Consider the following 6,147-nt stretch of genomic DNA (forward strand, 5'->3'; position numbering starts at 1 on the left):
GGATCAGGGCGCGCCCGCCTGCCCGTACAGCGCCACGACCGCCGCCGCGTGGCGGGCGAGGACGTCCCGCGCCTCGGGCGGCGAGAGCACCTCCACATTCGGTCCGAAGGAGAGCAGGGAGCGGGCCCACTCGACCGAGTCGACGGCCAGTTCGGCCCGCAGCCACTCCCCGCTCTCCTCCGGGCACGGCTCCCCCGTCAGCACCCCGGCGTGCAGGCGTACGAACAGGTCGAGCCGGGAGCGGTGCACGCGCATCCGCAGCCGTACCCGCCCCGGCCGCTCCTCGACCTGCCTGCGCAGTGCGTCCCACAGGCCGGCCAGCTCCACCCCGGGCCGGCGCACGACGGTTTCGTCCATGAGCGTGGCGCGCCGCACCCGGTCGGCCCTGAAGAGCCGGGGCTCCCCGTCCCGGTCCGCCACCAGGTACCAGACACCCGCCTTCACGACGAGGCCGTACGGATCGACGGTGTAGGTGCGCGGGGTGCTCGTACCGCTGTGGCGGTAGCTCAGCCGCAAGCGCCGGTCGGCGAAGACGGCCTCGTGGAGTTCGGCCACGTCGACGGCCGGCTGCGGGCCGCTCATCCAGCGCACCGGGTCGACCAGGATCCGCCTGCTGGTCAGTTCGGCGGCGGGCCGGTGCGGTTCGGGCAGGGCCGCCATCACCTTGCGCAGCGCCGACCCGAGCGCTTCGTCGAGGCCGAGCGCGGCATGGGCGCCCTCGGCGGCGAGGACGAAGAGGGCGCGCGCCTCGTCGGCGGTGAGCCCGGTGACATCGGTACGGAATCCCGGCAGCAGCGCGATGCCGCCGTGCCGTCCCCGCTCGGCGTAGACCGGGACGCCGGAGGCGGAGAGCGCCTCGATGTCCCGGTAGATGGTGCGTACGGAGACTTCGAGGCGCTCGGCGAGCTCGGTGGCGGGCACCAGGCCGCGGGTCTGGAGCAGCAGGAGGATCGAGAGCAGCCGGTCGGATTTCACCTCACCAGCTTCCCCCGTCGTCGCCTCTGCTCCCGCCCTCCCCCGGCCGCCGCCGGACGTCAGGAGCGCGGTGCGCGCGCCAGCTGGCGGGACTGGGCCACCAGGCGGTCCGCACTGTCCCAGACGTCCGCGTCCTCCTCCAGGAAGCCTCCCGCGAGGTTGCGGGTGGTGATGGAGACACGCAGCGGTCCGGGGGCCGGGCGGCAGCGGATGTGGGTGGTGAGCTCGATGGTCGGCGTCCAGCCCTTGAGGCCCAGCTCGAACGAGGTGGGCGGCAGCGCGTCGACGGTGAGCAGCAGCGAGAGCGGGTCGGCGTCGCGGCCGTCCGCGAGGCCGAACCAGCCGCGCATCTCGCCCTTGCCGGAGGGCTGCCCGATGGCCCAGCCGATCGTCGCCGGGTCGAGCCTGATGTCGAGCCGCTCGGTGATCGCGGAGCTGCCGGGGATCGGGGCCGGGCCGTCGCTCGGGCCGAGGCAGTGCTCCAGCGGCGGGATGGCCGGCGGCTTCGCCGAGGTGCGGACCTCGTCGGAGAGGCCGTCCAGGTCGCCGTAGGTGGCGATGACCCGGATGCGCTCGACCTCGGTGCCGTCCTCCGTGTACTGGAAGAGGGACGCCTGGCCGGTGGAGAGCGTGCGGCCGGTGCGGACGGTCTGGGTCCGGATCACCGCGGGGCCGGGGACGGACGCGGTGAGGTAGTGCGCGGAGACGGAGAAGGGGTCCGGGTGCGGCAGGGCCTCGCCGAGCGCGCGGCCGAGCATGGCCAGCAGGTAGCCGCCGTTGACGGCGTTGATGATCGTCCAGCCGGCGGAGAGCTCGGCGTCGTAGACGCCCTCTTCGCGAAGGGTCACGGCGGTGTCGCGGTCGAACTCGCTGTTCCCGATGGTCGCCGGTCCGGCCTGCGCCGCCCGCTCTGCTGCCTGTTCTGCTGCCTGTGCCATGCGAGGCACCGTACACCGATCGTATTACTGAGCGGTAGCTTTTTTGGCGGGGATCACAGCACCGGATCGCTGGGGCCGCAGCCCCGCCTCAGGTGGTCGCGGAGCTCTCCTCGGCCGTCGCGGACTTCCGGTTGTAGGCGCGCGGGGCCCGCCAGTGGTAGCGCATCGACAGCAGCCGCAGCACGAAGGCCGCGATCACGGCGGTGCCGCTGGTGAACGCGTCGAGCACCCCGAAGCGGATGCACAGCACGGTCGTCGCGGCGCCGACGATGGCGGGCACCGCGTACAGATCACGGTCCCAGCGCAGCAGCGAGGGCACCTCGTTGGCCAGTACGTCACGCAGCACACCGCCGCCGACCGCGGTGGCGAGCCCCAGGGCGGCCGACGCGGTGAGGCCCAGGCCGTAGTCGTACGCCTTGACCGTGCCCGTGACGCAGAACAGCCCGAGGCCGGCCGCGTCGAAGACATTGACGCCCACCTGGATCCGCTCGACGTGCGGATGCAGGAAGAACACCAGGACGGCGGCGAGGAGCGGGGTGGTGAAGTAGCCGAGATCCGTGAACGCCGCGGGCGGGACCGCCCCGATCACGATGTCACGGAACAGCCCTCCGCCCAGCGCGGTCACCTCGGCGAGCACCGCGATGCCGAAGACATCGAAGTTCTTGCGTACGGCGAGCAGAGCGCCGGAGATCGCGAAGACGAAGATTCCGACGATGTCGAGCGCATGCTGGACGGAGGGCGTGAACAGTTCGTTGAGCACCGGGCAATTGTGCCGGTACTACTCCTTCGTGCCGTCCTCCGGCGTATCGGTCGAGTCGGCGCCGCCGCCCGCCTCGGCCTCGGCGGCCTCCGGCTCGGCGGCATCGGGCTCGTCCGCCGGGGGCTTGTGCACCTCGACGATCTCGATCGCCTCGCGCGCCGCCGCCGTCACCGTCTCGCCCGGCACCTGGTCGGGTGCGTTCTCCGGGTGGTGGCAGGCCACCTGGTGCCCGGTCTTCAGCGCGGCCAGCGGCGGCTCCTGCGTCTTGCAGACCTCCGTCGCCTTCCAGCACCGGGTGTGGAAGCGGCAGCCGCTGGGCGGCGAGATCGGCGAAGGCACGTCGCCCTTGAGCAGGATCCGCTCGCTCTTGGCCGAACGGCGCTTAGGGTCGGGGATCGGGACCGCCGAGAGCAGCGCCTTGGTGTACGGGTGCATCGGCGCCTTGTAGAGCGACTCGCGGTCGGCCAGCTCCACGATCTTGCCGAGGTACATCACCGCGATCCGGTCCGAGACGTGCCGGACGACCGAGAGGTCATGGGCGATGATCACGTACGTGAGGCCGAGCTCGCTCTGGAGGTCGTCGAGCAGGTTCACCACCTGCGCCTGGATCGAGACGTCCAGCGCCGACACCGGCTCGTCCGCCACGACCAGCTTCGGGTTGAGCGCGAGCGCACGGGCGATCCCGATGCGCTGGCGCTGACCGCCGGAGAACTCGTGCGGGTAGCGGTTGTAGTGCTCGGGGTTCAGGCCCACGACCTCCAGCAGCCGCTGCACCTCCTTCTTCACCCCGCCGTCGGGCGTGACGCCCTGGAGCTTGAAGGGGGCGCCCACGATCGTGCCGATCGTGTGGCGCGGGTTCAGCGAGGAGTACGGGTCCTGGAAGATCATCTGCATGTCCCGGCGCATCGGGCGCATGCCGCCCACGCCGAGGTGCGTGATGTCCTTGCCCTCGAACTCGATCTTCCCCGCGGTGGGTTCGAGCAGCCGGGTGATCAGCCGGCCCATCGTCGACTTCCCGCAGCCGGACTCGCCGACGACGCCCAGGGTCTCCCCCGAGCGCACCTCGAAGTCGATCCCGTCGACGGCCTTCACGGCACCGGTGTTGCGCTGCAGCAGCCCCTTCTTGATGGGGAAGTGCTTCTGCAGCCCGGTCACCTTGAGCAGCACTTCGCGGGAGGCGCTGTCACCGGCCGGCGCGCCGTGCCCGGCAGACCTCTGCGCCGGAACGTCCACGCCCTTGTCCTCGCTCGTCACGGCCTTGTCCTCGCTCACAGCTTGGGCGCAATCTCTTCGGTCCAGATACGCTCCCGCTGCTCCGGCGACATGTGGCAGGCCGCCCAGTGCCGGCTGCCGACCTCCTGGAGCTCGGGCCGTACGGTGCGGGTGATGTCGTCCTTGGGCACGTCCGCGTACGGGCAGCGCGGGTTGAAGGCGCAGCCCGAGGGGATGTTGATGAGCGACGGCGGGGAGCCCTTGACCGGGATGAGCCGGTCGGTCTGGTCGCGGTCGAGGCGCGGCATCGAGCCCAGCAGACCCCAGGTGTAGGGGTGCCGGGGCTCGTAGAACACCTTCTCAGCCGGTCCGCGCTCGACGCAGCGCCCGCCGTACATCACCAGGATGTCGTCGGCGAGCTCGGCGACGACGCCCAGGTCGTGGGTGATGATGATGACCGCGGAGCCGAACTCCTTCTGCAGGTCCCGGATCAGGTCGAGGATCTGCGCCTGGACCGTCACGTCCAGTGCGGTCGTCGGCTCGTCGGCGATCAGCAGCTCGGGGTTGTTGACCAGCGACATGGCGATCATCGCGCGCTGGCGCATGCCGCCGGAGAACTCGTGCGGGTAGCTGTCGACGCGCTTGTCGGGCTGCGGGATGCCGACCCGGTCGAGCATCTCGACGGCCCGCTTGCGCGCGGTCTTCTTGTCGACGCTGTGGTGGACCCGGTACGCCTCCACGATCTGCTTGCCGATCGTGTAGTACGGGTGCAGCGCGGACAGCGGGTCCTGGAAGATCATGGCCATGTCGCGGCCGCGCAGCTTGCGCACCTCGTCGGGGTCGGCGGACAGCAGCTCCTTGCCGTCCAGCCAGATCTCACCGGAGACCTGGGCCTTGCGCTTGCCGTACTGGCCGGCGGTGTGCAGGCCCATGATGCCCAGCGAGGTGACCGACTTGCCGGAGCCGGACTCGCCGACGATGCCGAGGGTCTTGCCCTTCTCCAGCTGGAAGTTGAGCCCGTCGACGGACTTGACCAGGCCGTCGTCGGTCGGGAAGTGCACCTTGAGGTCGCGCACTTCGAGGAAGGCGGTGGGAGCGGGCGAGCCGGCCGGGGAGGGTTCGCCCAGCGCGGCACCGCTCTTGTGCAGTTCGGTCATCCCAGCCTCACTCGCGGGTCGATGACGGCGTACATGATGTCGACGACGAGGTTGGCGACGGCGATCGCGAGAGCCGCGAACAGGGTGACGCCGAGAATCACCGGCAGGTCCTTGCTGCTGATCGCCTGGACCGCGGCGAGCCCGAGACCGGGCAGGTTGAACGTGGACTCGGTGAGGACGGCACCACCGAGGAGCACGCCGATGTCGAGGCCGAAGACGGTGAGGATCGGCGTCATCGCGGACCGCAGGGCGTGCCGGGTGATGACGGTGCCCTCGCCCAGCCCCTTGGCACGGGCGGTGCGGATGTAGTCCTCGCCGAGCACTTCGAGCATGGTGGCCCTGGTGAGGCGGGCGTACATCGCCGCGTTCAGGAAGGCGAGCACGATCCACGGCAGGATCAGGGTCTGGAACCAGGTGCCGATGCCGTCGTCCGTGGAGAGGTTGTCGGCGATCTTCACCCAGCCGAAGTTGTGGACGAACAGGCCCATGGCGACCATGCCGGTGAAGAAGATCGGCAGCGAGACACCGGCGAGCGCGGTGGTCATCGCGGCACGGTCCCAGATGCTGCCGCGCCGCAGCGCGGAGACCACACCGGTGGCGACGCCGCCGAGGAGCCACAGGACGCAGGCGCCCGCGGCGAGCGCGCCGGTGACGGGCAGCGCGTCCTTGAGCGTGGTCCAGACCGGGACCTCCGTGCGGAAGGAGTAGCCGAAGCAGGGCGCCGCGCAGTGGGTGACATCGGCACCGTTCGCGTAGTCGCGTCCCATCGGGATGCCCTTGACGAAGTCCCAGAACTGGACGAGGAGGGGGTCGTCGAGACCCAGTTTGATCCGGATGCCCTGGAGCTGCTCGACACCCGTGGCCTTGCCGGCGAAGAGGACTGCGACGTCCTGACCCGCCCACTTGGGCAGCATGAAGAAGATGACGAACGTCGCGAGCAGTACGACGAGCACCATGATGACTACGGCGAACAGGCGCCGGATGAGATAAGCAAGCACTGTGTGCGGCCCGGCGGTGGCCGGGAACCCCTTGTGGGGGCTCCCGGCCTGTTGAGGGGATCGTGCCGCCCGAACTACTGCCGGGACCGCCCCCGCCACCTCCGGAC

General features: G+C 70.6%; 6 protein-coding genes. All 6 read right to left on the minus strand.

The genetic code is table 11. The annotated features are described in order from the left end of the window. Positions 1-3: 3 nt before the first annotated feature. The 6 genes from ACWCPY_RS35070 to ACWCPY_RS35095 all read right to left on the minus strand — a co-directional run bounded on the left by ACWCPY_RS35070 (position 4) and on the right by ACWCPY_RS35095 (position 6,040). On the minus strand, positions 4-975 hold the full coding sequence (locus ACWCPY_RS35070) for a helix-turn-helix transcriptional regulator (RefSeq protein ID WP_451271907.1): 972 nt from the start codon (positions 973-975) through the stop codon (positions 4-6). Positions 976-1,034: 59 nt separating this feature from the next. Then, on the minus strand, positions 1,035-1,913 hold the full coding sequence (locus ACWCPY_RS35075; protein WP_451271909.1) for a thioesterase family protein: 879 nt from the start codon (positions 1,911-1,913) through the stop codon (positions 1,035-1,037). An 88-nt stretch (positions 1,914-2,001) separates the two neighbouring features. Next, on the minus strand, positions 2,002-2,673 hold the full coding sequence (locus ACWCPY_RS35080) for a trimeric intracellular cation channel family protein (protein WP_451271911.1): 672 nt from the start codon (positions 2,671-2,673) through the stop codon (positions 2,002-2,004). 18 nt (positions 2,674-2,691) lie between these two features. Then, entirely contained in the window at positions 2,692-3,906 is a 1,215-nt protein-coding gene (locus ACWCPY_RS35085; protein ID WP_451271920.1) for an ABC transporter ATP-binding protein, read from the minus strand. A gap of 35 nt (positions 3,907-3,941) precedes the next feature. Continuing rightward, entirely contained in the window at positions 3,942-5,042 is a 1,101-nt protein-coding gene (locus ACWCPY_RS35090) for an ABC transporter ATP-binding protein (protein WP_356086330.1), read from the minus strand. Beyond that, positions 5,039-6,040, minus strand: coding sequence for an ABC transporter permease (locus tag ACWCPY_RS35095; protein WP_451271914.1), 1,002 nt, complete (start codon positions 6,038-6,040; stop codon positions 5,039-5,041). Before ACWCPY_RS35095 ends, ACWCPY_RS35090 begins: the two co-directional genes overlap by 4 nt. Positions 6,041-6,147 lie beyond the last annotated feature (107 nt).

Source organism: Streptomyces sp. NPDC002403, from assembly GCF_053593015.1.